Here is a 26005-nt window from a genome sequence, read left to right as displayed (position 1 = left end):
GAACATTGTTTTTTCCAATCATGGTAGAAGGAGTAGAAGCATATGAAAGCTTTGAAGTTCACTTTGCAAATGTTGAATAAAGGATTAAGTATACTTTTGTTCATTGTTTTCTTTGCGGTCATTGTGCTTGTCGTTTCAAACAAGTTTACTGGCGGTGATTTCCAGGTATTTGGTTATGAGCTGAAGACCGTTCTTTCTGGATCGATGGAGCCCGATATCATGACTGGGTCTGTGATTGCAATCAAAACGACGGATGAGGGGCAGCGGTTCGAAAAAGGAGACGTTATTACCTTTCGGGCGGATGAGCATATGTTAATTACCCACCGAATTACAGAGGTGATTCAGGGTGGGCAAGCATATCGAACAAAAGGGGATGCAAATAATGCGCCTGATCAGGAACCCGTTCCTGCTGAGAATATCGTTGGACAGTATACAGGTGTACATTTACCTTATGTCGGCTATGTGCTTAGCTTTGCTGGTTCCAAGGAAGGTGCGGCGCTGTTGATGGTGCTGCCGGGATTATTCTTGCTCGGATATGCGTTCTTTAGTATTGGAAGTGTGCTTCGGCAAATTGATGATAAAAAAGAGGAGCAAACAGCAGAGGAAATCATTAAATAATTCATTACCTTTTGCCCTAAGCTCTAACTATAAATATAAGGGACAGAAACTACTTTTTCATCGTCGTTTCTGTCCCTTTCTTGTTAAGGAAATGGTATGATGGAAAAAGAACAATTTTACTAATATTTTTACTAATACTACTACATTTGCAGATAGGGAGGCATAGCAGAACGATATGAATGAAACAAAACATCAACAACGATATGAAATTTATCCCGTACCACAACATGAAAAGAACTTACAAGGAACTTTAAAACTGACCGATGAAGTAAATATTGTATTAGAATCCGGAGTGGATAAGGCATCAAGCGATTTTCTCCAGCGAATATTGGATGAAAAGGGATTGACCTATCATATAGGAGCAGAGACAGTTTCCAATCGGACAAATATCCTGCTCGGAATAAAGGGTTCGCAGGCATTTGTTGATCAATATGTGGCAAAGCATGTTACTTATGATGCAACTATATTCGAACAAATTGATCCGTATGTGCTGACGATAGACCCGCAAATGGAGGAACATGGAGTTATTGCCATTCTTGGGCAGGATACGGAGTCCGTATTTTACGGGTTGGCTACCTTACAAATGTTGGTGCAACAAGTGAAAGACAATCAGATTCATGCGGTCACATATGAGGATTTCTCAGATATGAAATGGCGTGGGTTCATTGAAGGATTTTATGGTTTTCCATGGACACATGAAGCACGCATGGATTTAATGCATTTTGGCAGTAGGTTAAAAATGAATGCGTATATTTTTGGACCTAAGGATGATCCTTACCATAATCGTGAATGGCGTACGCCTTATCCAGAAAAAGAATTGGAGAAAATAAGAGCGCTTGCAGCAGTTGGAAATGAGACGAAAACACAATTTATTTGGGCGATACATCCCGGTTTTAATATGATTCAATGGGAAGATTATGATCAAGAATTGAGTACACTGTTGACGAAGCTGGATCAATTATATGATGCCGGCGTCCGTCAATTTGGCTTGTTTATGGATGATATTAGCACGGCACAGGCCCTGCAAGATAGACATAAACATGTACGTTTAATTACAGATGTCGCCAATTGGATTTCCCAAAAGGGTGATGTGAAATCATTGGTGTACACACCTCCTTTTTATAATCAAGCGTGGACCGGTACAGATGGACAAGCCTATTTGGAGGCATTGAGTGAAGTTCCAAAGAACGTAGAAATCATGTGGACTGGTAGCGGTGTGGTTGGAACAGTTAATGAAACAGATTTGGCATGGCCGAAGCAATTTACGGGTCGTGAACCATTCGTTTGGTTGAATTGGTCTGTGAATGATTATGTGGATAGCAGATTGATGATTGGTAAAGGAGAAGTATTGAAAAAAGGCACGCGAAATCTATCCGGTGTCGTGTCGAACCCGATGGAGCAAGCACAATTGTCTAAAGTCGCATTATTCGCTGTAGCTGATTTTACTTGGAATGTGGACGATTTTCATGACGAACAAAGCTGGCTCGATTCTTTTGACTATATTGAACCTGAAGCAGCAGATGCATTAAGGACGATAGCCTACCATGTCAGTGATCCTTCACCGAGCAGTCATGGATTGGTATTAGGAGAATCGGAAAATTTGAAAGCAGGATTGGGACAGTTTTCTGAAGACTTTGCACAGGGAAAATCAAATCAAGCAGCTGGCGTGACTTTGATTGAAGAATTTGACAGTGTCTTAACAGCAATTACTGATTTTAAAGAACAAAGTAAGAATGAGGAAATGAAAGCTGAAATCGAACCATGGCTTCATTGCCTGCATCATGTATTATTGGCGGATAAACATGCAGTACAATCGGCAATCGCGATGCAAAATGGAAATCATCTTGCTGCATGGGAAGCATTAGCAAAAGCAGCGGATGCGATGGAGCAATCGAAGCAATATACCGTAAAAAAATTGAATGCGCCTGATATAACGGTAGAAGCGGGTGCCAAACGATTGGTGCCTTTCGCCAATCAGCTCATAGACCAATTAGATGGTGATGTGTATCAAGCAATTGCGCCGAATTCTATTACCAATACGCAGTGTAAGCAGACCGATATGCAGGCAAACATTTATACGAATGCCAAAGCGTGTCAAGGTATGAGGGTTACTACAACAGATCATACGGTTCACCTGGGAGAACTGAAGGGGCTGACGCTAAAGCCAAATGAATATTTCGGAATCGCATTGCCAAACCTGGAACGGGTGAAGCAGATTCAGCTGAAGGCAACTATAGATCAATTAGCTGTAGAAGTATCTCAGAATGGGGTGGAGTGGCAGCAGATGATGCCGGATGAAATCGCTTATCCAAACACGGCATATGTACGGATCTGTCCGACAGTGCAACAGGCCATTACTTTCGATTTACACAACTTAGATGTGGAATTGAACCGTTTTTCCGAGCCAGCCATCACGCATAATTATGACAAAGTGTATCAGGGGGAGCTTGACGATTTATTGGATGGCCGCTTAAATAACAACGTGAGATTTATTGGTACACAGGATGAAGGAAAATATATTCAACTTGATTTAGGTGGATTATTGGACGTGAATAATGTAGCTGTCGTCATCCATGATGGAGAAAATCATTATTTCAGACAGGGTGATTTACAAGTATCTCCAGATGGTGAGAACTGGGAAACATTGCATACGTTCTCGCATCCAGAAGACAAGAACTTGAATTTCCCTGAACATGAAGTGCCATACCGTTATCAGCGTGTACAGACAGATGGTGTAAAGGCAAGATATGTACGGCTTATTTCTACAGCGGATCATCATGTATGGTTTGCTTTGAATAAAATAATAGTGAATGAAGGAAGTGTACTGCCAGGTAATGAGGATCTTGCTATTCAAGCAGATCCGGCAGGCGCAACAGGATATGAGGTGAGAAATGCCAAAGATGGTAAGCTTTCAACTGCATACCGTCCGGTGGAAAAGGACAAAGGTGAACTGCTATATAGACTCGTGAGAGAAATAAAGCTGCGTCGGTTGTTGATCCTACAACATCCTGCAAGTATTTCGAAAGCAAATGTAGCGATTCGTGATACAACAGGCTGGCATGAGGTCGGTACACTATCTGCATCTTTAAATTCTATTGACACAGCAGATTTTAAACATGTACTCGAAGTGAAAATAACGTGGGGAACAGACGTCTCACCGCAAATTCACGAAATCATTCCGATAACAAGCTAACCGAATCGTATAGACACGCGAGCAGAAGGAAAACAGCCCGCTTTCTATAATAGGGCTAATCCTTATCAAACAAAACGCCAATTTCAGTCCGTTTTTCAAACTGAAATTGGCGTTAACCTTATCATTTATTCTTTTTCCAATGATGCACCGTTAGTTTCAATTACTTCTTTATACCAATCAAAGCTCTTTTTCTTGCTTCTCTGGAGTGTGCCACTCCCGTCATTATTTCTATCGACATAAATATAGCCGTAACGTTTTTTCATTTCACCTGTAGAAGCACTGACGATATCGATTGGTCCCCAGCTTGTATAACCGATTATTTCCACCCCATCCTCAATTGCTTCAAGCATCTCCTTGAAATGTGCACGTAAATAGGCAATCCGATAATCATCTTGGATGGTCCCATCTGTTTCCGGTGTATCAACTGCACCGAGTCCATTTTCCACGACAAACAAAGGTTTTTGATAACGGTCCCAGAGCTGGTTGGCGGTAATGCGGAAGCCTTTTGGATCAATGGTCCAACCCCATTCGGATACCTTTGTGTACGGATTTCTTACAGAGCCAAACACATTTCCAGATGTTTGATTTTTTAATACTTCTGGGTCTGTACTTGCACATCTGCTGGAATAATAGCTAAATCCGATATAATCCACAGTATTTTCTTTCAACAGTTCTAAATCGCCATCTTCCATTTGAATATCGATGTTGTTTTCTTTGAAAAACCGCTTCGCATATCCAGGGTATGTCCCGCGTGACTGTACATCAATGAAGAAAAATGACTCCCTATCTTTATCCATTCCTTTCCATACGTCTTCCGGATTACAGGAATATGGATAGTTCATGCCCGCCGCAAGCATACAGCCGATTTGTGCTTCCGGCATCATTTCACGAGCAGCCTTTACAGCCTTTGCACTAGCCAAGAGCTGATGATGTGCTGCCTGGTAAAGCGCTTGATTTCTGTCCTCGTCCTCCTGTAATACAATTCCTGCACCCATGAATGGCAGATGGAGCAGCATATTAATTTCATTAAAGGTCATCCAGTATTTTACTTTACCTTGATAGCGTTCGAAAATCGTACGTGCATATGTTTCAAAAAGATCTACTAGCTTACGGCTTTTCCAGCTGCCAAAACGTTCAATCAAGGACACAGGTACATCGAAATGGGCGATGGTAACGACTGGTTCAATCCCATGCTTCCGTAATTCATCAAAGACACGGTCATAAAAAGCTAGACCAGCTTCATTTGGTTGTTCATCATCCCCATTTGGAAAAATTCTAGCCCAAGAAATGGATAGACGAAATGCTTTAAAACCCATTTCTGCAAATAAAGCAATATCTTCTTTGTAATGATGGTAGAAATCAATTGCATCATGGCTTGGGTAAAAATTTTCATGATTAAGTGTAAATGAATCCACTTTACCTTCCATCATCGCTCTGCGTTTTTCGCCAGCAGGTAGTAGGTCTACATTGGTTAGTCCTTTTCCATCTGCTAAATAACTACCTTCTGCCTGGTTGGCAGCAATAGCGCCACCCCATAAAAATCCTTCTGGAAACTGTGATTGATTTGTCATAATGATTACCTCCAAATATAATGTTTATTTTTTAGTAATAAGAAGCAGATCCCCTTGGTTTACTTGTTTACTTGCGGTTAATTCAATGTCCCCATACGCATTGCTATTTGTCACAATAATTGGCGTAATAACAGGGTAACCAGCTTTTTTAATGGCATCTACGTCAAATTCAACGAGTAAATCGCCAACCTTTATTTGATCACCTTGGTTGATATGAGCGGTAAAATGTTTTCCGTCCAATTGAACGGTATCAATACCAATATGGATAAGAATTTCGGCACCTTGATCGGATGTAATTCCAATCGCATGTTTTGTGTTAAAAATGGTAGTGATGATGCCGTTTACCGGTGACTTTACTTGACCGTCAGCAGGATTGATTCCAATGCCTTTTCCCATTGCTTCTGACGCAAACACTTGGTCAGGCACTTCAGCTAATGGAATGATTTCCCCGTTTAGCGGGCTGACAATGTTTTCCGCTTGGGCTGTTTCTGTTGCATGAGCGATGACAGGATTTTCATCTGTTTGGTCCTTATTTTCTTCATCAACGACCGTTACTCCTTTATCCTTACGATTCACACCACCAAAGAATAGGGTAAGCACGAAAGCAAGTACAAATGCAACGACAATTGAAATCAACATTCCCCAGAAGCCAGTAGTAATTCCTTGTTCCGGATGGATAAATGTAGGTATCTTTAAGATACCAAGTGGTCCTGCACTATAAAGAGCAGCTCCTGTTACGGCAATAATCGCCCCACCAACAGCAGACGCAATACAACTGATGATGAAAGGTCGCTTTAATGGCAAGGTAATCCCGTAAATGGCCGGCTCGGATACTCCGAATAACCCGGAAATAAACGCTGGGAAGCTCAATCTTTTCAGCTTTTTATTTTTGGTCGTTAACCAAACACCTAATACTGCACCAATTTGTGCAAAGGATGCGGCAAATGTCATGGCAATCAGCATGTCTGAGCCTTGAACTGCTAGGTTATTGTAATAGATTGGGATAAGGCCCCAATGGACACCGAAAATAACAAATACTTGCCAAAACCCACCAATCACGATACCAGCAACTATCGGTGCAAAATCATAAATGGCGGAAACGCCGGCACCGATCGATTGTGCAATCCATGTTGCAATCGGTCCGATAACTAAAAATGTAATTGGTACAATAATTAACAAAGTTAAAAACGGTACAATAAACGATTTGACTACAGTAGGGATAATCGCCTGAAACTTTCTTTCCACCTTGGATGCAAAAAAGGTGGCAAAAATAATGGGCACAACCGATGAAGTATAGCTCATTAAAATAACCGGAATACCTAAAAAGGTAATTTGAACTGGTGATTCGAAAATCGTGCCGCTAAATAATGTTTTAATGGTTTCGCCTTCAGCAATCCCAGCAAGACTTGGGTGAACCAATGCAGCAGCAATGGCCATTCCAAGAAATGGTGTTCCACCGAACTTTTTCATAGCTGTATAGCCTAGGAAAATAGGCAGGAATGTAAAGAATCCATCACCAATGGCATTTAATAATTGATACGTACCACTTGTCGTTTCCATCCAACCTAAGGCAACAAATAAGGAGTTAAATCCTTTGATAATCCCAGTTGCCATCAAGAGTGGCAGGATTGGAATGAAGATATTAGAGATAATGTCAACAAACTTATTGAATAATCCCTTTTTCTCTTCTGTTTCTTCCGTGTTTTGTTGCTTTTGTGCTTCAAAGCCGCCTTCTTCTACAACAGCCTGGTACACATTCGGTACATGATTTCCAATCACGACCTGATATTGACCAGCACTTTGCCTGACGGTAACAACCCCATCATGGTTGTTTAACGCTTCGGTATTCGCTTTCCCTTCATCCTTCAAATGGAAACGAAGTCTTGTAATACAATGCGATACACTGCTAACGTTCTCTTTGCCGCCAACCAATTCAATTATTTCCTTCGCTAACTCATTGTAGCTCATATGAAACACCCCCAGATAGATTTTCATTACAATTGGTCATGAAAAAACAAAAAACCTAAATCATTAAAAGATACAATGCACCTAGGGCACATGTATATCCATTAATGATTTAGGTTTTGCCTGCTGACCAGTAACAATCCCGATAAATCAAGATTGATATGAAATTGTAAACTTCACTTTAAATTTAGCACGGTCCATTTGACTTGTCAACACCCATGTAACCGTTTCATTGTAAAACATAAATTTACCGATTCATGACACGTTCAATATGGATGGTTAAGTAAAGCTTCTCTTCATTGGATAGCTGATAGCCATATTCCTTTTTAATATATGTTTCAATTTTCTTCGTGCATTCAAAGGAATCTGGATGTTTTTCTTTGATTAATTCATATAAAAATTCATCATGATTTTTGAAATCGGTATGTGTCATTAAACGTTGGGCAAAAAACTTCAAATGGGTAATAAAACGGAAAAAATTTAATGAATCCTCATCGAAATCCGTTCGAAAATGATATTTTACAATATTTAGCACATCTTGAATGATGCCGGTAATTTGTTTCATATTGGATACATTTTCATTTAGCTCAGCATTGACAATATGCATGGCAATAAAGCCCGCCTCGTCCTCAGCTAAATTCACATGCAGTCGTTCTGCTATCATTTGAATTGCTTTTAAACCGATTGCATATTCATCCTTGTACAGCTTCTTGATTTCCCAAAGCAAGCCATTTTTAATGCTTTGATTATTTTTTTGTCTCTCGATAGCAAAATTTACGTGATCCGTTAAAGCGACATAAATAATATCGTTTAACTGTTTATGATATTCTGTCTTGGCAATTTGGATAATATCCTCGACAATCTCCATCGTTTCAATCGGAACTTCTCTTAGTAACGTTTTGAATTGATCGGATACATCTTTACTATCCAGTGTGAATATCTTTTCAATCTTACTTTCATCTATCATATCCCCAGGTTTGCGTTGGAAGCCGAGGCCTCTTCCCATAATGACCAATTCTTTATCTTGATCATTGATCACACTGACGACATTATTATTAATTACTTTGTCAATATTCAAGATGGACCATCCTTTAAATACAATATGTATTAACATTATATAGCAGCATCTATTATTTTCAAAGCTGTGCAGATAAATTTATTGTGGAGACCATTTTGTTTGTTAAAATGGATAGGAGAGGAGAATTATAATGATACCTATTTCAATAAACGATTTTGTAAAAAAATACTGTAAAACAAATCCCAATCAAAATCCGGAACAGTTAAAGAAAAGATTGCAGGAGGCTGTAAAGGATAAGAAAAATGGTGCAACCTGTTCCAATTGCGGTGAAGCGATTTGGGCTGTAGGAAGTGCCATTGGATATTATAGTTGCTTTACTTGCTTGACTGGTGATGCTGATTCCTCGGGAGATTATGAGATTGATGAGGTATGTTGGTTCTAAGGAATTCATGCTGGCGTGAGGACAACCTGTTTAATTGAAAATAGGGAGTGTGTTTCAATGGATGATGCAAAAAAGCGGTGGTTGGATATTCCAGAATCCTTACGGGAAAAAATCATACAAAATGTATTTTGTAGATCCTGTTTAGATGAAACGACCATAGTTGATTATGAAATTGAACCTAGCGGTAAGAACGATGTGATTTTAAATGGAAGTTGTAAAAAATGTGGACATCCAGTAAGACGTTATGTTGAAAATGATTTTTAACTCAAAAAACACCGTCATAAGCCTTATGACGGTGTTTTGATTTGGCTAACCTGGGAAGTCAGGCGTAAAAAGCCATCATAAATAATGGTGCCAAGATAGAAACGGTAATGGCACAAAGCGTCATTGCGACGGAACTAACGGAAGCAGCATCCTCGCCATATTCAAAAGCTTTTGCCGTGCCGATCGCATGTGATGCACTTCCCAATGCAATCCCCTGTCCCAATGCATGATCAATCCGGAATAGCTTGATCAAATAAGGGCTTAGTACAGTACCACCAATACCGGCAATCATAACAAAAGCCACCGTTAAAGAAGGGTTGCCACCAATTTCCGTAGCAATATTCATGGCAACTGGTGTCGTTACCGATTTGGGAACGAGGGAGGTTACGAGCATTTTTTCCACGCCAATTCCCTTTGCCAGCCAAAGCCCAGTTAAAATCCCCGCGAGAGAACCAACCAACACTCCACCAATGAGAGATACCATGTTTTTCATTAACATGATGCGCTGTTTATAGAGAGGAATAGCCAAGGCGACAACTGCTGGCCCCAATAAGTAATCAATGAATTTTCCACCTGTCATGTAAGTATCATACGGTAAACGCAGACTTAGCAAAATGGCAATGATAATCGCTGTCGACGTTAAGATCGGAATTAAAATCGGAGTAGGAAACCGCTGATATAGACGGGTCATCAGAAAAAAAGTCGTGACCGTTAATAAAACCATGGCAATTATGATGAGTGCTTCTGACATGATATCTTCTTCTTTCTTTTCGCAAAATAATTTGCAGTTAAACCTGCTGAAACCATGACACAAATCGTACTGAACAAGGTAATGAAAAATAAAAATATACCGCTTCCGGCAAATAATTGATAATGATTCATGACCCCGACCGTGACTGGGATAAAGAATAAGGTTAGGTGGGTGAGGAGAAACCCTGCCCCGGTTTCAATCCATTTTAGAGGAACCGCCTTAATTAATAAACAGATGAACAACAGCAGCATGCCGATGATACTGCCCGGAATTGGCAAATGCAACAGCCTCTGCAACCAATCCCCAACTAAATAAAATACGACCAATAAAGCAATTTGAATGATGGTTACGAAAATCTTCATGCGTGTCCTTCCTTCATTTCAAGCATGTTACCTATTTCTTATCAATACTTTTACTATCATACCACTTTTGCAGAGGCGAGTGGGGGATGGTGAACGATGATGAAGGTTGTGGAAGCGGCACCATGTAAGCAGCCCTGCATGGTTAAAAAATTTGCCTAGCCCCGTGAGAAATTCGTTTCAAACAAACAAAAACCTCTTAGGAAGTAAATATCCAAAGAGGTTCTCTTGCTTATTCAACTTCTAAATAATGATCTAATGTTTCTTCATCCACATTATTTTCAGTGACCTTGATCTGATCGCCTTCTCGTTCCATTTTAAAACGGTTGAAGACGGGACTATAGTCAAATTGCCATTCTAATTCCACTCGATCAATGATGGAAAGTTCACTAAGTTGTTCTGCGATATGTTCAGACTGTTCTGCAGCAATTTTTTTCATTTCTTCCGGGTCATCAGTGTCATTTTCTAAATTGACCAGCAGACGGGAACGAACACCATCTTCCTCGATATCCACTCCATTATTCTGAACAGAAAAATCTTCAGAAGCAGCTACCAACGCAGAAAAAATCGCCTTTTCTATTTCTCCTGGATCTAATTCGCCAGCTTCATTATAGAACGCCTCCTGATCCTCAGGTACTTCACCAGCGTTATCAGTGGAATTGTCATTCGTGGCCGATTCCGTATCACCGCCCGATACATCGCCCTGTGTGTCCTGCGCATTGTTATCCCCGTCATTGTCTGAAGAACAAGCTGCCATAGAACAGACGATGAATAGCAGAGACATCCATAAAAATACATGTTTTTTCAAAACCTTACACCCCTTTGCCAAAATCATGCTGGAAAAAACCAACAATGATTATGTTACACGTTATATGAGATATTAACAATGTTAGGGTTTTAATTTTCCAAAAATATTAGTATTATTTATTATCGTGTTTATGATTTAAGTGGTGGGGCTTTGCATTTTATAGCCTTTGGCAGGTTTTCCACCAATCGGGTGAAAAAAACGGTTGAATCTTGTCGGAAATTCGTCTCTGCTCCCGCGCGAGTGAAATAATTAGCTGAACCTAGCCGAAAATTCGCTTCGGTTATTCTGCGAGTGAAAAAATCAGCTGAACTTCGTCGGAAATTCGCCTCGACTCCCGCGCGAGTGAAAAAATCAGCTGAACTTCGTCGGAAATTCGCCTCGACTCCCACGCGAGTAAAAAAATCAGCTGAACTTCGTCGGAAATTCGCCTCGAGTCCCACGCGAGTAAAAAAATCAGCTGAACTTCGTCGGAAATTCGCCTCGAGTCCCACGCGAGTGAAAAAATCAGCTGAACTTCGTCGGAAAATCGCCTCGAGTCCCGCGCGAGTAAAAAAATCAGCCGAACCCAACCGGAAAATCGCCTCGAGTCCCCCGCGAGTAAAAAAATCAGCCGAACCCAGCCGGAAATTCACCTCGGCTCCCACACGAGTGAAAAAATCAGCTGAACTTCGTCGGAAAATCGCCTCGAGTCCCGCGCGAGTAAAAAAATCAGCCGAACCCAACCGGAAAATCGCCTCGGCTCCCGCGCGAGTGAAAAAATCAGCCGAACCCAGCCAGAAATTCGCTTCGGTTATTCTGCGAGTGAAAAAATCAGCTGAACTTCGTCGGAAAATCGCCTCGACTCCCACGCGAGTGAAAAAATTAGCTGAACTTCGTCGGAAATTCGCCTCGACTCCCACGCGAGAAAAAAAATAAGCCGAACCCAACCGGAAAATCGCCTCGACTCCCCCGCGAGTAAAAACATCAGCCGAACCCAGCCGGAAATTCACCTCGAGTCAAGTTGGTAGCCCTTTGCGTACGCAGTTTCAGAAGTACGATGCAGACTTGCTTCATTGTGCTCACCGCTTTATCTGAAAAGGTTTTTTAAGTAAAATTATTTTACAAAGTCTCTTGACAGGGAAATAAAATCATTTTACTATATATGTAACGGGTTACACATTAGGCGATTTGGAAGCGCTTTTTATTTTTCGTAAACATGTAACCCGTTACATAAACGTGTAAAGGTGGTCATGCCAATGACGACAATCAGGGATGTTGCCAAACTGGCTGATGTTTCTGTAGCGACTGTATCACGGGTGATCAATGATAAGGGCTATGTAAATAAAGATACGAAAAATCGGGTGGAGGCGGCCATTCAAGCATTGGATTATCGACCAAATGATGTTGCACGCAGCCTTTTTAAAGGAAAATCAAAGATGATTGCGCTATTTGTTCCGGATATCAAGAACCCGTTTTTTCCAGAGCTTGCCAGGGCTGTTGAGGATATTTCCAATCAATATGGCTACACCTTTATTTTATGTAATACAGACAATAATAACAAAAAGGAAATCACCTATTTGCAGGCACTGTCTCAAAAGTCAATTGATGGCATTATTCTTGTGTCCAGTACGATGTCTTCCACGCAAATGAAAGGTATTAAAGTACCGATGATTGCGTTGGACCGTAAAATGGAATCTGATCTTATTTCTGTCACGGTAAATAACCGGGAAGGTGCTAGACAAGCCGTTCAATACTTAAAGCAAACAGGATGTCAGCGAATTGCTCACATTGCCGGGCCGGAAACAGTGAGCAGTGCCATCCATCGATTAGGTGGTTACGTTGATGAGGTGAAGAATGATGCCTGGTTCACCAGTCATTATATTCGAGCTGGTGATTATTCGATGGATAAAGCTTTTGAAGAAACAAAACAGTTATTAGAAATAGAACCAGATGTAGATGGTATTTTTGTGGCGAACGATGTGATGGGTGTAGGGGTTCTGAAGGCAATAAAAGCATTAAATAAACGTGTGCCAAAGGATATTTCAGTAATCAGTTTTGACGGAATTGAGCTCGGGACGATTTCCACTCCTTCGCTTACAACGATGGCTCAGCCCATTTATCATATTGGAAAAAGAGCTGCGGAAATTTTAATACAAAAGATTGAACATCCGAAAACGAAGGTTCAGTCAGAAGAGCATGAGGTAACATTAACGATTAGAGAATCAACACGGTGAAGGGGCTGAGGTAATGAAACATGGTCCACGCGTTTGCGTAGTTGGCAGTATTAATATGGATTTGGTGACAACAACAAAGAAGATACCTACCCAGGGTGAAACTGTTTTAGGAGAAAAGTTCGAAACATACCCAGGTGGAAAGGGAGCCAATCAGGCAATTGCAGCAGCAAGACTTGGAGCAGATGTAACGATGATTGGTGCAGTTGGTGATGACGCATTTGGTGCAGATTTATTAAAGCATTTTGAATCTGAAAGTATCCGAAGTGAAGGCTTACAGGTAATACCAGACATGTCGACTGGGATTGCAACTATAATTTTATCAGAACATGATAATCGGATTATTGTTGCAGCAGGTGCAAATCAAATGGTTATGCCAAAAGTGGTGGAGTCAGCACAGGATATCTTACTTTCCAGTGACATGATTTTGGTTCAATTTGAAACCCCATTGGAAACAGTGAAATATACAGTTGAATTTGCTTCTAAGCATGACATACCTGTTATCGTGAATCCGGCTCCTTTTCAAGAGATGCCTAAAGAAATTTTGGAAAAAGCCGCATATATTACGCCAAATGAATTGGAGTATGCTGGCATTTCCAGCATGGCCCATGTCGATGTATCAAAGGACAAGATGATTATCACAAAAGGTGATCAAGGTGTGGCCTATACGGATGCAGCAGGCGAAGCCCAACTGATTCCCGCCTATTCAGTTCACGTAAAGGATACAACAGGTGCTGGGGATACATTTAATGGTGCGTTGGCTACTGAACTTGCAAGCGGTAAAACGCTAGCGGAAGCAATTGACTTTGCCAACGCAGCTGCAGCGCTTTCTGTTCAGGCCATCGGTGCACAGGGTGGCATGCCTACGAGAGAAGCAGTAATTGACTTTATAAACGAAAACATGAGGAGGAAGTTAACATGATTAAAAGACCGATCATTATTGACACTGACCCAGGAATAGATGATGCAGTTGCATTGGCAATTGCCCTTTTTAACGAAACATTGGATGTACGTTTAATTACAACAGTGAATGGCAATGTAAGCTTAGATAAAGTGACATACAATATGCTTCGTTTAATGAAGTTTTTTGATAAACATGTTCCAGTTGCAAAAGGTGCTTCCACACCTTTAATTGTGGAGCCAGTTGATGCGAGTGATATTCACGGCGAAACAGGTATGGATGGCTATGAATTTGAAGAACCTGATGAAGGAATGCTATTGGACGACCATGCGGTTATCGCGATGTACAAAGAAATCATGAATAGTGAGCAGAAAATAACGCTCGTTCCCATTGGTCCATTAACCAATATTGCATTATTGTTCAGAATGTATCCGGAAGTGAAAGATAAAATTGAAGAAATTATCTTAATGGGCGGTTCAACTAGTCGTGGAAATGCTTCTGTGATGGCGGAATTTAATATTTATGCTGATCCGGAAGCAGCGAAAATTGTATTTTCAAGCGGTGTTCCAATTGTGATGGCTGGTTTAGACGTAGGATTAAAGGCATTGGTGTACCCGGAGGATAGCGAAATCTTGAAGGACATGAATGACACGGGCCACATGATTTATCATTTATTTAAAAAATATCGCGGTGGCAGCTTCAATAAAGGATTAAAAATGTATGATAGCTGTGCTGTTGCCTATTTACTACAACCTGATTTATTTGAAACGGTTGATACGTTTGTTGACGTAGAGCTAAATGGTGAACTGACCAAAGGAACAACAGTGGTTGATTTAAAGGGTTATTTGAAAAAAGCAAGCAATGTGAAGGTTTGTATCGATGTGGATGCCGATCGATTTAAACAATGGCTAATGGAAAATCTGAAAAAATGTAAGTAAGCGTAATGATCCATATACAGAAGGGAGCAACATCAAATCATGGATAACATCATCATGTATGGATCAGCATTGTTAGCGGTTGCAGTAATTGTTTTCATGCTGATTAAAAAAATGGATATTAAAATAGCTTTATTTTCTATGGGAATTGCGTTATTGTTAATCAGCATTTTCATGGGAAATGATATTGTTTTTAAAGACTTTGAGCCGACTGGTTCGGTATGGCTAGACCCACTACAAGTGATTGTCCAGCAATTTAAATCAACGCTATCATCTGCTGGATTAATTATTTTAATCCTTGGTGGATATACCGCCTATATGTCATCCATTGGGGCAAATGATTTAACCGTACAAATGTTAACGAAGCCAATTAGCAAGGTGAAATCCGTATATATATTGGTGCCAATCATTTTCCTATTGGGGAATGTGCTGTCCTTGGTCATTCCAAGTGCATCCACATTGGCGATTTTGTTGCTTGCAACATTGTATCCAGTGCTGAAGAAAGCGGGCATGTCTACATTGAGTATTGCAGCTGTCATCGCAACCTCTGCAACGATTATTCCAACCCCGCTTGGAAGCGATAACGTAGCAGTAGCGGAAGAATTGGCAAAGTATGCAGCATTTAGTGATTTAACCGTTACCCAATATGTCTTTAGCTATCACGCGATTGTATCTTTACCAACGTTACTCTTTATCGCGCTTGTACATTATCTATGGCAAAAGCGAATGGATAAACGGCATCCTGTCGAAGAATCGGATGAAGCTGTATCTGTAAAAGAGTTTGAGGAAACAGAGGGCAGCACATTGTTCAAAACCGTATATGCGATCCTTCCTGTATTCCCAATTATTATTTTACTATTGTCCTTTATTTTGGAAATAACGGTAAATGCCCAAGTATCGATTAGCGTTGAAATCGCCGTGTTCATTTCGTTTATTTTGGCGATTATTTGTGAATTGATTCGTCATAAAGGAAGTAAGGACGTGTTGTCCAATACAGAGAAGTTCTTTACCGGTATGGGAGGCATGATTTCGGTCGTTGCGCTCCTTGTGGCAGCATCAGTATTTGTTGCTGGACTACAGTCTATTGGGCTGATTGATACCCTTCAGCAGTCCATGGAAAACATTCACGGTCAGGGCTTAGACTTTATCCTGCCATTGATTCTCGTCGGATTTACAGCGCTCATTGTCATCTTGAGTGGTAGTGGAATTGCATTATTCTTTGCCATGGTGCCACTGATGGTTCCATTGGCAGATGCAGCAGGTATTAATCCAATCGCGATTAGTATCCCAATGGGTCTAGCAGGAAACCTATTCCGGGCTGTATCCCCAGTTGCAGCCGTCGTCCTGATTATCGCGGGTACATTAAAGGTCGACCCGATTAATATTATTAAGCGGACGTCCGTCCCGATGGTTGCTGGTGTGATTTTCATGTTTATTTTATCCATGATAGTGTATTGATTAAGTTTAGGTGAAGAACCCATGTATCACTTATGATGCGTGGGTTTTTCTTTGTTAAAATTAAGAAGTAATTCAGGCACTTATGTTATCCTTAGAGGAACCAATAGAAGTCAAGAAGGAAATTGCTGCAGCTAAGGAAAGTAATAAGTGGTTGAAACCTTGGGATTTGGCAGAGTTCATTATTTCAATAACGGGCCAGATTGTTGAAAAGTGCTTTGGTGTAGTTGTAGAATTGAAAGAAATAAATGGTAATTTCTTTAGGGGGATTTATTTATGGATTATAAGGTTATTGAACTTAATGATTCGCAGGTAGAAGATATAGAAAATAGACTTGAGCAATATGATAAAAATCATATTACTTATGATATCTCAGGTAGTATAAAAATTGGTGTGGTTGATGGAGATAGATTAATTGCTGGCGCTGATGCGGATATGACAGCATATAAGATATTGTATGTTTCCACTGTATTTGTTGATAAAGATTATAGAAACAATAAAGTTGGAACAAAATTAATGTCAGAGATAGAAAAACAGGCAAAATTATTAGGGGAAAATATGATAAGATTAGATACATTTAACTGGCAAGGTCGAGATTTCTATCGTTCGATAGGATATGAGGAAGTGGGCTTTTATGAAAATAAAGATGATGGTTTTTCTGAACATTTCTTTTTAAAAAGAATATAAAGTGGCATCATCATTTATACGATTTGTAAGTTATTGTTCCGTAACCGGGCACGATTGCGGTAAATATGAATGAGGTGATTCAAAGTCTGCTTGGTCATGAAAAAAGTGAATCAACAAGAATATACGCACATCTTAGTGGGGAATTAAGACATGACTTTTATAGTAAATACTTTTAACTTATTTCTTAGGTTAAAATAAATTGAACATTTTTGCTACCGTAAAAATAAGATATAATAAGTATATAAGTAACGAAGGTGGCTTATATGTCTATTCCTGATAAAATTATAAAAGAAATTGATATGTTAAGTGAACAAGAACGTAAAAAGGTCCTTGATAAAATTAAAGAAAAATATATGGCCGAGGACGTTATTTTATTGGGGGAGAACTACTCCTGGTGGGATAACGAAGAGGATGATATATACAATGAGCAGTAAAAAGAAGCAGGGTGAAGTTTGGTTGGCAGATGTTCTATTTAAGGGTACACAGCAAACTAAACAGCGCCCTGTTGTTATTGTTGGAAACGAATTAGCCTTGGATATAGATGTTATTATTGCACCAATTACAAGTCAGAAATCAAGAAATCGATTTGACATTGTCTTGAAGTATTGGGAAGAGGCTGGATTATTAAAACCATCAGTTGTACGTACTTCCAAAATCACTTCCATTCATGGCACAGAATTGCAACGTCATTTGGGAGAATTACATAACCATAATCTTGAAAACGTATTAAATATGTGTAAAAAGCTATTTTAATGTTTAGTTATTCATTCAACAAATGGGCCATTTAATGGAACAAGGATTTGTAGAATATCTTAATCGAAGACGTAGGGGTGCGATGATAATGGCAATTTATCTTGTTCGACATGGTAAAGATGAAGATGGATACCGTGGTGGTTGGAGTCAAAGGGGACTGGTTGAAGAAGGTATTCAGCAATCCAAGATGCTTGGAAAGTATCTGAAAGAACATCAAGATGATTTAAGATTCATCGTATTATTACAAGTGATTTAAAAAGGGCAATGGAGACTGCAAATTTCATTGGAGATATTATTCAATTACTTATTGAAAAATCTATGGAATGGCGTGAAACGAATAATGGGATTCTTGCTGGTATGCCAAATGATGATGCAAATAGACTGTATCCAGGATTATACTTCAACAGTTTGAAAATGGACGAGAGGTACCCTGGTGGTGAAAGTCCAATTGAAAATTTCAACAGAATAAAGAAGGTATTTGGAGAGATTTGCGACGAACAAAATAAAAGTAATCACCAGGAAAATGTTTTAGTAGTAACTCACGGGGGAGTTATAAATATTATTTATCATATACTCAAAAAGAAAGAATGGACAAATAAAAGTACGTTTTTCCCTGCATCAAATACAAGCATTCATAAGATAGAATATGTTAATGATAATTGGGATATTACACAAGAAAATATAGATGTGCATTTAAATTTATAAAAATATTTCTTCAGCAATAGGGGACGATTGCGGTAAATATGAAGTAGGAGACGGACCGGTACTTTAGCCAATCCGTTGTTTTTGTATTTGCAGATATTCATTCTATTTTTCTGGTCTTAATCAGGTATGCTAATGTTCTTTGCATGTTATCGGCAGGCTATCGAACATCCCATATAATCATAAACCAGTAGAGAAAATATAGAAGAATATCACCGTTAATAAGGAGGGATGAAATGGGATATGATTGGGATTCTTGTCCTGCGTCAGTAAAAAAATGGATCAACCATCTTGAAGCCGGCATTCGACATGCCAGACAAGTGGAAATCGTAGGAATCTATCTGCATGGTTCACTGGCGATGGGGGGATTTCATCCAAAGCATAGTGATGTGGACTTGTTAGTAGTTATTGCTTCCCCATTAGGTGTGGAAGATAAAAGAAGGCTGACTTCATTATTTCTATCCATTTCCAACGAGCCATACCCAGTTGAGATAACCTTCTTGCATATGAGGCAACTGGAAAACTGGAGCCATCCTTGCCCGTATGAATTTCATTATAGTGAGTATTGGCGGGAAAGACTGGAACAGGACTTACAGCATCATACGAATTTATACTTACATACAGACATAAAAACAGACCCGGATTTAGCAGCGCATATGATGATCGTTAACCAGAGCGGAATTTGCCTTTCTGGGTTGCCGATTGCTGACGTTTTTCCAAACATTCCACAATCGGATTACATTGCATCGATAATGGGGGACTTTCAGGAATGTTTGGAACAAATGACTGTGAATCCAATTTATTGTGTTTTGAATACATTACGTGTTTACAGTTTTTTATTAGAAGGAAGCATATTATCGAAGCTGGAGGCGGGGAAGTGGGGGATAGACATTTTACCCGAAATCTATCATTCTACTGTTCACACGGTCGTGAATGCTTATACTGATGGTGAGCCATGTAAAAATATTTCCCATACGGAATTAGTAACATACAAGAACTATATTTCGAACAAAGTACAGTCATTGCTGTGTACATAACATGAAATCAAAAAGACAGTTACCAACGCGGGTAACTGTCTTTTCATTTGGTCGCTTAAAATTCTGCTCCGTTATCTGTCTGCTTTGCTTCTACTTTGAATTCGGCATCATATTGGGCACCTTGGTATTCATTTCCAGCTGTGTCACTCAGTTTCACTCCGAAAACAATATCGATATATTCATCTGCCTCTAATGTCCAGAATTCATGATCTTCACCTAATGTAAGGCTTTGGCTGGAGGTGATATCTTCCTCGCTGAGCGCCTTTACTTGGTCAGCTGACAGTATGCCACTCATCACCTCAACACCTGAGGTTGGAACGTAATATGGGTTTAGTGGATTGGTTGTTCCTTCAAAAAGCTTTTCCAGCTCATAGATTTGATCCTGCAACTCGTCCTCATCCGGCTTTTCCGTGTATTTCAAGGCAGTGAAGCCGACCTTATATGCTTCGATTGGAACTTCTTTGTTTAGCTGATGGGAATAGGTTGCGCGCAATACCTGATCCATATCACCAGTATTATTAATCGTTTGCCAATCACTGAATAATAGCTGTGATGGTGCAAATGCCTGGTGATCAAATAGCTGTTCCATTTCCCCTAAGGAAAATGTTCCAGTTACCAATGTTCCATTCGCGTTCGTTTCAGAAGTGAACCATGAGTACGTCCCAACACCAGCACCAATCGCCAGTGCTCCTGCCAAAGCAGTCCCTAAAAATAAATGCTTCATTTTTTTCACCGCGTATGCTCCCCCTTTATTTGGAATATATGTGAACCCTATTCAACTGTTTATCTATTATTTTCGCCCCTAAGAAGCGACGAAAAAGATGTCTGTCTCTCATTATAATAATGTTTTAATCATTAGACTATTGGGGTTATTTGTTGAAAAGTGTAATAGGTCCATCGTATGAAGTGCTTGCGTTATACCCCCTTATTCCTCCTATTTTTATCATTTACCTAGCAAATCCAGACCTAAGTCATGGGCGAAAATACCTGATGATTTTGGGGTTATTGAAATAAGGCAGGATTATGATTTCCTTTTAACGAATTATCCCAACTGTGCTTGAAAAAAGGAATTGCAGCAGTCCGTCTATTTTTAAATTTACGGATCACGTACCCTGCCGTGTATGTCGTAAATCATTTCTGAAGATAGATGACCTGGATGTGTTCCGGATTTTTACGAAGAGAGGAATGGTAGTTAATGAAGGGTCGAAGGTTTTATACTGTAAATGTTCTGACTATATTTGTTATGCTGCTTTCCTTGTTTTTTTCTTCAACCGTTTTTGGAGAAGGAAATAATGGAACAGATATAACAAATAAGATTGCTAAGCAAGGGCAAGAATTATTGATGAAAGAAAGACAGCAAACAGCTGCTAAGTTGAAAGAAGAGCTTGGCTATGGTGACGTGGACAATGGCCAGCTTCAAGCTTATCAACCGAATGAACAGGTTCGCGTGATTGTCGAAATTGAGCAACCAAAAGCAGTGCAAAAGGCAGGTAAGGTTGATCAGAAACAACAGATTAAAAAGGTTCAGGATCAAGTGATTCGCTCGATTCAGAAGACAAGATTAAAAAGTGATGTTCGCCACCGATTTTCTGAAGGTGTACAGGGATTTAGTATGGACACACCATTTAAAGAAGTAGAACGCATCAAAGAATTGGATCTTGTGAAGGATGTTCATATTGCGAAAACTTTTAAACCAGCATTAAATGCGAGTAAAGACCTTGTTCAAGCCAAGGAAACGTGGGAAAACTATGGCTTGAAAGGGGAAGGGTTATTAGTTGCAGTAGTAGACTCCGGATTGGATTATACCCATGAAGATATGAAGCTTTCTGCGCAAGGAAAGGAAGCGGCAAAATGGTCGGAATCCTCCATCCAATCGAAGCTGGATGAAACAGAAGTAGATGATGTTTGGCTATCTGACAAAGTTCCTTCCGGTTATGACTGGGCTGATATGGATTCTAATGTGATTCCAAAAAGCGATACACATGGCATGCATGTTGCCGGTATTGTTGGAGCAAATGGAGAGGAAGCAGATGGCGGCGTTGTAGGTGTCGCCCCAGATGTGCAATTATTGGCAGAAAAAGTTTTCTCTGATGAAAGTGGTTTTGCCTATGAAGATGATATCATAGCTGGGATTGAGCACGCAGTTCAATTGGAAGCAGATGTGATTAACTTGAGTCTTGGTACAGATTCGGGATTTGTTGGGGAAGAAAATGATCCCATTCAAAAATCAATTCGCGAAGCAACAGAACAAGGAACATTGGTTGTTGCAGCTGCAGGGAATGCGTATTACAGTACAAAAAATAGTATATTGGAAACCGCCCAGCTACCATATGCAAGCAATCCTGACATTGGGATTGTCGGTGAACCGGGTGTCAGTCCATATGCATTATCAGTGGCATCCTATGAAAATGAACAAATACGCTATGGGAATCTCAAGCTATCCAATGATATAGAGCTGCCATATTTTGATCAAACGTATTTTGGTTTTGTATTGCATCAGGTATTGGATGTAGGTACATCCTATGAGTTGGTTTATGGTGGAGAGGGTACGGATTCGGATTTAAAGGATGTGGATGCAGAAGGAAAAGTTGTTATTGTACACCCATCGCTACCATATGCAAGCTATAACTATGCACAATTTGCTGCAGAAAGAAAAGGTGCTATCGCATTAATTGTAGTCCCGAACAAGGAAATCGATGACTTTCCAATGCTCAATTTAAGTCCATACTCACTTTCTACTGTGTCTACCGGAAAATCTGTCGGATTACAAGTTATTGAAGCGTTGGAAAACGGCGAACAATTAACGTTACAGGTAGCGGATGGTGTATGGATGGATAATCCGCACCAAGATGAGTTATCCGATTTTTCATCCATTGGAGCCCCACACACATTGGATTTTAAACCAGAGATTTCCGCACCAGGTGGAAGTATTTTTTCTACCTCAGCAGACAATGATTATGAAGTAATGAGTGGAACATCGATGGCATCACCACATGTTGCTGGAGGAGCAGCGTTGGTTCTGCAATCCTTGTATGAAAAAGGGTTGGATCAAGCGGAAACATCAGCTCTGCAAGCGAAAATTGCATTAATGAATACGAGTAAAATCATTCACCAGCCTGGAACAGACATACCTTATTCTCCAAGAAAACAAGGTGCTGGATTAATGCAAATAGAGCATGCGATTGAAACACCGATTCTTGTTACAGATAAAAATACAGCATTGGAACAGGGTGGCGCTGTCGCCTTAAAAGAAATCAAAGGTAATACAGCACAATTTCTACTGGATATCGAACCGTTGACAGATGAAAAGATTGAATACGATGTCTATGTAGATGTGCTGACAGATGAAACAGAAACGAAGGAATTTGACGTAAATGGTGATGGGAAAATAGATGAATCACGTGAATATTTAACCCTGAATAGCAAAAGAGTAGAGGGTGCAACGGTATTAGTGAATGGTAGCCTAGCAACCCACGAAAAAAGTGCAAAGGTTCTCGTTTCACCTCAGAATGGTGTGAAATTGTATGTGAATATCTTTTTGCCAAAAAGCGTACAAGATAACAGTTTTGTTGAAGGGTATGTCAGATTGGTACCAAAGAATCCAGAGCAAAGTCCGGAATTAACTGTTCCTTACATGGGCTTTAAAGGAAAATGGGATACACAGCCAAACATTGATCCAGCACCATGGGAGGACGATAAGTTTCTAGGGTTTACCGTATTATGGGATGATATGACAGAGCTGCCATTAGGTTTAAACATGGAAACAGGAAAATTTGATATAGAGAAAATTGCTATATCAACACTTTCCTCTGCACCAGGCGTTTTCTCGACCTTTACGGCAATGAGAAATATGAATAAAACCGAGATGTATATTGAAAAAGAAAATGGTCAAAAGCTAACCGAACTAGGGGACTTCAGTGAATTTACGGGAGAGCCATGGAAATTCGCCAAAAACATCCTACCGTTTCAAGATAAATTCTATGAAGGTTATTTATGGGAAGTAGCGGATGATGAAGGCCATTATATACCAGATGGGGATTATCAATATGTGATTGAATCTACACTCGCCTTTGACGGTGCGGCACCACAAACGACAAAAATGCCGATAAAAGTAGACTCTGTTGCCCCTGCAGTTGAGAACATTCAAGTGCAACCAAAGGCAGACGGCTATGAAATCAGCTTTCAAGCAGAAGATAATGAAAACGGTAGTGGCTATTACGGTGCACTGCTATATATTGACGGCGAGTATACACCATTAGAAGCTGGCGCGACTTCCTATATGGTAGATGAAGAACCAGTAAGCGTCATAGTGATGGCACAGGATTATGCCTACAACACATCTATTGAAATATGGGGTGACCCAAGCTATGCAGATCCGTACTTGCTTGTGTCCTGGTTTACCGCATATAATCGTGATGCAGTAAATGAAAATAATCCATTAGAAATTGTCGGTTATGCCCTAAACCGAATCGATTGGATTGTAATCATTGAGGATAGCGAAGGAAATGAAGTAGATCGTTTCCAAGAAGAAAGACAACACACCCTTGTCACAGACTGGACGCCATCAGCCGACATTCCAGCAGGAGAATATACCGTACATGCAACCGTGACAAACTCGGATGGATTCGAAATATCAACAGAAAAAGTATCCTTCCAAATCGTAAAAGAAAACCAATAATCATCAAACAGAGCAGCGGTCCATGACCGCTGCTTTCTATTGGATAAGGAAGGGATCGGACTACCGATTCCAACTGTATTTTATTTTGAAGACATGTTCATCTGACTCTGTCAGAAAGTCGCATGGCTTTGTGTAGAAGTTGCATGACTTGACCTGAAACTCGCATACCATTAGCATAAACTCGCATGCCTTAGCCCTAATCTCGCATAGGTTTGGTCCAAAGTCGCATACCTTTCATCGGAAGTCGCATGCATCAAGTGGGAAGAAATCAGCAATGGCCGATTTCAACATCATTTAAGAAGTCCAATCTTAGTACTCCTAAAATGACTTGTGTCAATCACCTGAACTTGCTAACCAACCACAGCAAAAACAGTTACGAGTGAAAATTGGCATTACATAATGTAGCAAAAAAGATATTTGAAAACGGTATGGCAATTTTTGAAATAGAAGTGTTTATAGTTGGCTGCTCGTTAAAACAAATAGTAGATTGGAGATAAAAGCATAAGCATAGTGAGGAGAAAAAAATGGCTAAAGAAACATTTTATTGTATTAAAAAGGTACAGGAATATGATACGGATCAAGTAGTAGAATTTATGAAGCGGATGCGTAGCGAAAATTTTCCGATGGCGAATCATCATAAATTGCCGCTGGATATCCGTCATTTTGAATCCTATTATGTTGACCAAACCGATGCAGGCTTATTTGCTAGTGTAAATAATGAGGGGAAAGTATTAGGTACCATTGGATATTTACCGTATGATGGTCGTTTTGATTCATTATTGGATATAAAGAATCCAGTAAAAACTACGGAGCTGGTAAGGTGTTATGTTGATTCAGACTATAGACGTTTAGGAATAGGATCCTCCCTTTATAACAAAGTTCTGTCATCCATTCGTGAAGCTGGCTACCAAACAATATATCTTCATACGCATTCATTTCTGCCTGGAGGCCCGTCTTTTTGGAAAGCGAAAGGATTTGAAGAGAAGGTAGCTGAGCAGGATCCAGTATGGCAGACATTGCATATGGAAAAACAGATATGATTACGTACGTTTCTTGTGCGCGACCATGAGAGAAAGAATTTAAACGAGGGAATCGGTTTGCCGATTCCAACTACATTTTTTTAGAAAATCTGTTTATCTGATTATGCTGAAAGTCGCATGACTTTGAATAGAAGTCGCATGGCCCAACCTTCAACTCGCATACCATTAGCATAAACTCGCATGCCTCAGCCCTAATCTCGCATAGGTTTGGTCCAAAGTCGCATGCATTAAGAGGATAGAAATCGGCCCGTGCCGATTTCAACAACAATGAATCAACCCAAATCCAGACTCACCCGTAAAGTCGCGCGCCAAGCGGAAGAGGTAGCGCATCAACCACCCCAACTCGCGCGCCAATCACCCCAACTCGAGCACCAACCGGCCCAACTTCCGCACCTCCAGCCAATTCCAACTCTTGAAGTGTAATATTACTTTACAAAAAGGATGAAATCAGCAATGGCTGATTTCAATATTCTAGGATAAAGGAAGGAATCAAATCAACAGCAAAGAAAAGATGTGTTGCTGGAGGATAATTGGTAATAGGTATAATGAATCGTTTTTTCCTTTTTAAAGTTTGCTATTATAGATTTTTAAAAAAGTGATTATTTTGTTAGTTGTATG

General features: G+C 40.0%; 24 protein-coding genes. 16 read left to right on the top strand and 8 right to left on the bottom strand.

Annotated elements, in window-relative coordinates; genetic code table 11:
* The first annotated feature begins 42 nt into the window (after window positions 1–42).
* A complete protein-coding gene (gene sipW / locus DX933_RS09880) occupies window positions 43–618 on the top strand; it encodes a signal peptidase I SipW (protein WP_123316265.1) in 576 nt (191 codons plus the stop codon).
* Window positions 619–793: 175 nt separating this feature from the next.
* Window positions 794–3811 carry a beta-N-acetylglucosaminidase domain-containing protein gene (locus tag DX933_RS09875; protein ID WP_123316264.1) on the top strand — a complete coding sequence of 1006 codons (3018 nt, stop codon included), beginning with the start codon at window positions 794–796 and terminating at the stop codon, window positions 3809–3811.
* 125 nt (window positions 3812–3936) lie between these two features.
* Here the strand turns inward: DX933_RS09875 and DX933_RS09870 are convergent, their stop codons facing one another.
* From DX933_RS09870 to licT, 3 genes are all read right to left on the bottom strand, one after another.
* The gene (locus DX933_RS09870) at window positions 3937–5382 is read right to left on the bottom strand and encodes a 6-phospho-beta-glucosidase (protein WP_123316263.1); all 1446 of its coding nucleotides are present in this window, start codon (window positions 5380–5382) and stop codon (window positions 3937–3939) included.
* 24 nt (window positions 5383–5406) lie between these two features.
* The gene (locus DX933_RS09865; RefSeq protein WP_123316262.1) at window positions 5407–7350 is read right to left on the bottom strand and encodes a beta-glucoside-specific PTS transporter subunit IIABC; all 1944 of its coding nucleotides are present in this window, start codon (window positions 7348–7350) and stop codon (window positions 5407–5409) included.
* Window positions 7351–7594: 244 nt separating this feature from the next.
* The gene (licT, locus tag DX933_RS09860) at window positions 7595–8425 is read right to left on the bottom strand and encodes a BglG family transcription antiterminator LicT (RefSeq protein ID WP_123316261.1); all 831 of its coding nucleotides are present in this window, start codon (window positions 8423–8425) and stop codon (window positions 7595–7597) included.
* 130 nt (window positions 8426–8555) lie between these two features.
* Between licT and DX933_RS09855 the strand changes: the two genes are divergently transcribed.
* Together DX933_RS09855 and DX933_RS09850 are read left to right on the top strand one after the other, a co-directional pair.
* Window positions 8556–8807, top strand: coding sequence for a hypothetical protein (locus tag DX933_RS09855; protein ID WP_123316260.1), 252 nt, complete (start codon window positions 8556–8558; stop codon window positions 8805–8807).
* A gap of 57 nt (window positions 8808–8864) precedes the next feature.
* Complete coding sequence (locus DX933_RS09850; RefSeq protein WP_123316259.1) at window positions 8865–9071, top strand: hypothetical protein; 207 nt, start codon at window positions 8865–8867, stop codon at window positions 9069–9071.
* A gap of 58 nt (window positions 9072–9129) precedes the next feature.
* On the opposite strand, the gene DX933_RS09845 is transcribed toward DX933_RS09850, so the two are convergent.
* From DX933_RS09845 to DX933_RS18455, 4 genes are all read right to left on the bottom strand, one after another.
* A complete protein-coding gene (locus tag DX933_RS09845) occupies window positions 9130–9822 on the bottom strand; it encodes an LrgB family protein (protein WP_123316258.1) in 693 nt (230 codons plus the stop codon).
* Window positions 9801–10184 (bottom strand): CidA/LrgA family protein, encoded by a 384-nt coding sequence (locus tag DX933_RS09840; RefSeq protein WP_123316257.1) that lies wholly within the window; start codon window positions 10182–10184, stop codon window positions 9801–9803. The genes DX933_RS09845 and DX933_RS09840 overlap by 22 nt, the downstream gene beginning before the upstream one ends.
* Before the next feature lie 229 nt (window positions 10185–10413).
* Window positions 10414–10989, bottom strand: a complete 576-nt coding sequence (locus tag DX933_RS09835; protein WP_123316256.1) for a hypothetical protein — start codon at window positions 10987–10989, stop codon at window positions 10414–10416.
* A gap of 128 nt (window positions 10990–11117) precedes the next feature.
* The gene (locus DX933_RS18455) at window positions 11118–11915 is read right to left on the bottom strand and encodes a hypothetical protein (protein WP_123316255.1); all 798 of its coding nucleotides are present in this window, start codon (window positions 11913–11915) and stop codon (window positions 11118–11120) included.
* A gap of 309 nt (window positions 11916–12224) precedes the next feature.
* Here DX933_RS18455 and DX933_RS09825 point away from each other — a divergent pair, with 309 nt between their 5' ends.
* From DX933_RS09825 to DX933_RS09780, 10 genes are all read left to right on the top strand, one after another.
* Window positions 12225–13202, top strand: a complete 978-nt coding sequence (locus tag DX933_RS09825) for a LacI family DNA-binding transcriptional regulator (protein ID WP_123316254.1) — start codon at window positions 12225–12227, stop codon at window positions 13200–13202.
* Window positions 13203–13215: 13 nt separating this feature from the next.
* The gene (gene rbsK, locus DX933_RS09820; protein ID WP_123316253.1) at window positions 13216–14121 is read left to right on the top strand and encodes a ribokinase; all 906 of its coding nucleotides are present in this window, start codon (window positions 13216–13218) and stop codon (window positions 14119–14121) included.
* Entirely contained in the window at window positions 14118–15038 is a 921-nt protein-coding gene (rihC, locus tag DX933_RS09815; RefSeq protein WP_123316252.1) for a ribonucleoside hydrolase RihC, read from the top strand. The genes rbsK and rihC overlap by 4 nt, the downstream gene beginning before the upstream one ends.
* A gap of 39 nt (window positions 15039–15077) precedes the next feature.
* Entirely contained in the window at window positions 15078–16493 is a 1416-nt protein-coding gene (gene dcuC, locus DX933_RS09810; protein ID WP_123316251.1) for a C4-dicarboxylate transporter DcuC, read from the top strand.
* A gap of 273 nt (window positions 16494–16766) precedes the next feature.
* Window positions 16767–17177, top strand: a complete 411-nt coding sequence (locus DX933_RS09800) for a GNAT family N-acetyltransferase (RefSeq protein WP_123316249.1) — start codon at window positions 16767–16769, stop codon at window positions 17175–17177.
* Between the two features lie 263 nt (window positions 17178–17440).
* A complete protein-coding gene (locus tag DX933_RS18450) occupies window positions 17441–17611 on the top strand; it encodes a hypothetical protein (RefSeq protein ID WP_190279481.1) in 171 nt (56 codons plus the stop codon).
* On the top strand, window positions 17601–17930 hold the full coding sequence (locus tag DX933_RS09790) for a type II toxin-antitoxin system PemK/MazF family toxin (protein ID WP_123316248.1): 330 nt from the start codon (window positions 17601–17603) through the stop codon (window positions 17928–17930). The genes DX933_RS18450 and DX933_RS09790 overlap by 11 nt, the downstream gene beginning before the upstream one ends.
* 88 nt (window positions 17931–18018) lie before the next feature.
* Window positions 18019–18186, top strand: a complete 168-nt coding sequence (locus tag DX933_RS18735; RefSeq protein ID WP_263363193.1) for a phosphoglycerate mutase family protein — start codon at window positions 18019–18021, stop codon at window positions 18184–18186.
* A gap of 8 nt (window positions 18187–18194) precedes the next feature.
* The gene (locus tag DX933_RS09785) at window positions 18195–18635 is read left to right on the top strand and encodes a histidine phosphatase family protein (RefSeq protein WP_263363192.1); all 441 of its coding nucleotides are present in this window, start codon (window positions 18195–18197) and stop codon (window positions 18633–18635) included.
* A 233-nt stretch (window positions 18636–18868) separates the two neighbouring features.
* The gene (locus DX933_RS09780) at window positions 18869–19669 is read left to right on the top strand and encodes an aminoglycoside adenylyltransferase domain-containing protein (protein ID WP_123316247.1); all 801 of its coding nucleotides are present in this window, start codon (window positions 18869–18871) and stop codon (window positions 19667–19669) included.
* A 55-nt stretch (window positions 19670–19724) separates the two neighbouring features.
* Here DX933_RS09780 and DX933_RS09775 read toward each other — a convergent pair whose 3' ends face one another.
* Window positions 19725–20402, bottom strand: coding sequence for a hypothetical protein (locus tag DX933_RS09775; protein ID WP_123316246.1), 678 nt, complete (start codon window positions 20400–20402; stop codon window positions 19725–19727).
* Window positions 20403–20864: 462 nt separating this feature from the next.
* On the opposite strand from DX933_RS09775, the gene DX933_RS09770 reads away from it, so the two are divergent.
* Together DX933_RS09770 and DX933_RS09765 are read left to right on the top strand one after the other, a co-directional pair.
* Window positions 20865–24347 carry a S8 family serine peptidase gene (locus DX933_RS09770; RefSeq protein WP_223805934.1) on the top strand — a complete coding sequence of 1161 codons (3483 nt, stop codon included), beginning with the start codon at window positions 20865–20867 and terminating at the stop codon, window positions 24345–24347.
* 524 nt (window positions 24348–24871) lie between these two features.
* Complete coding sequence (locus DX933_RS09765) at window positions 24872–25387, top strand: GNAT family N-acetyltransferase (protein WP_123316245.1); 516 nt, start codon at window positions 24872–24874, stop codon at window positions 25385–25387.
* Window positions 25388–26005: the final 618 nt, after the last annotated feature.

It is taken from the genome of Ornithinibacillus gellani, from assembly GCF_003730295.1.
Lineage (GTDB): Bacteria > Bacillota > Bacilli > Bacillales > Amphibacillaceae > Ornithinibacillus_A > Ornithinibacillus_A gellani.
The sequence above is the reverse complement of the archived record's forward strand: the minus strand, read 5'-3'. Positions and strand labels throughout refer to the sequence as shown.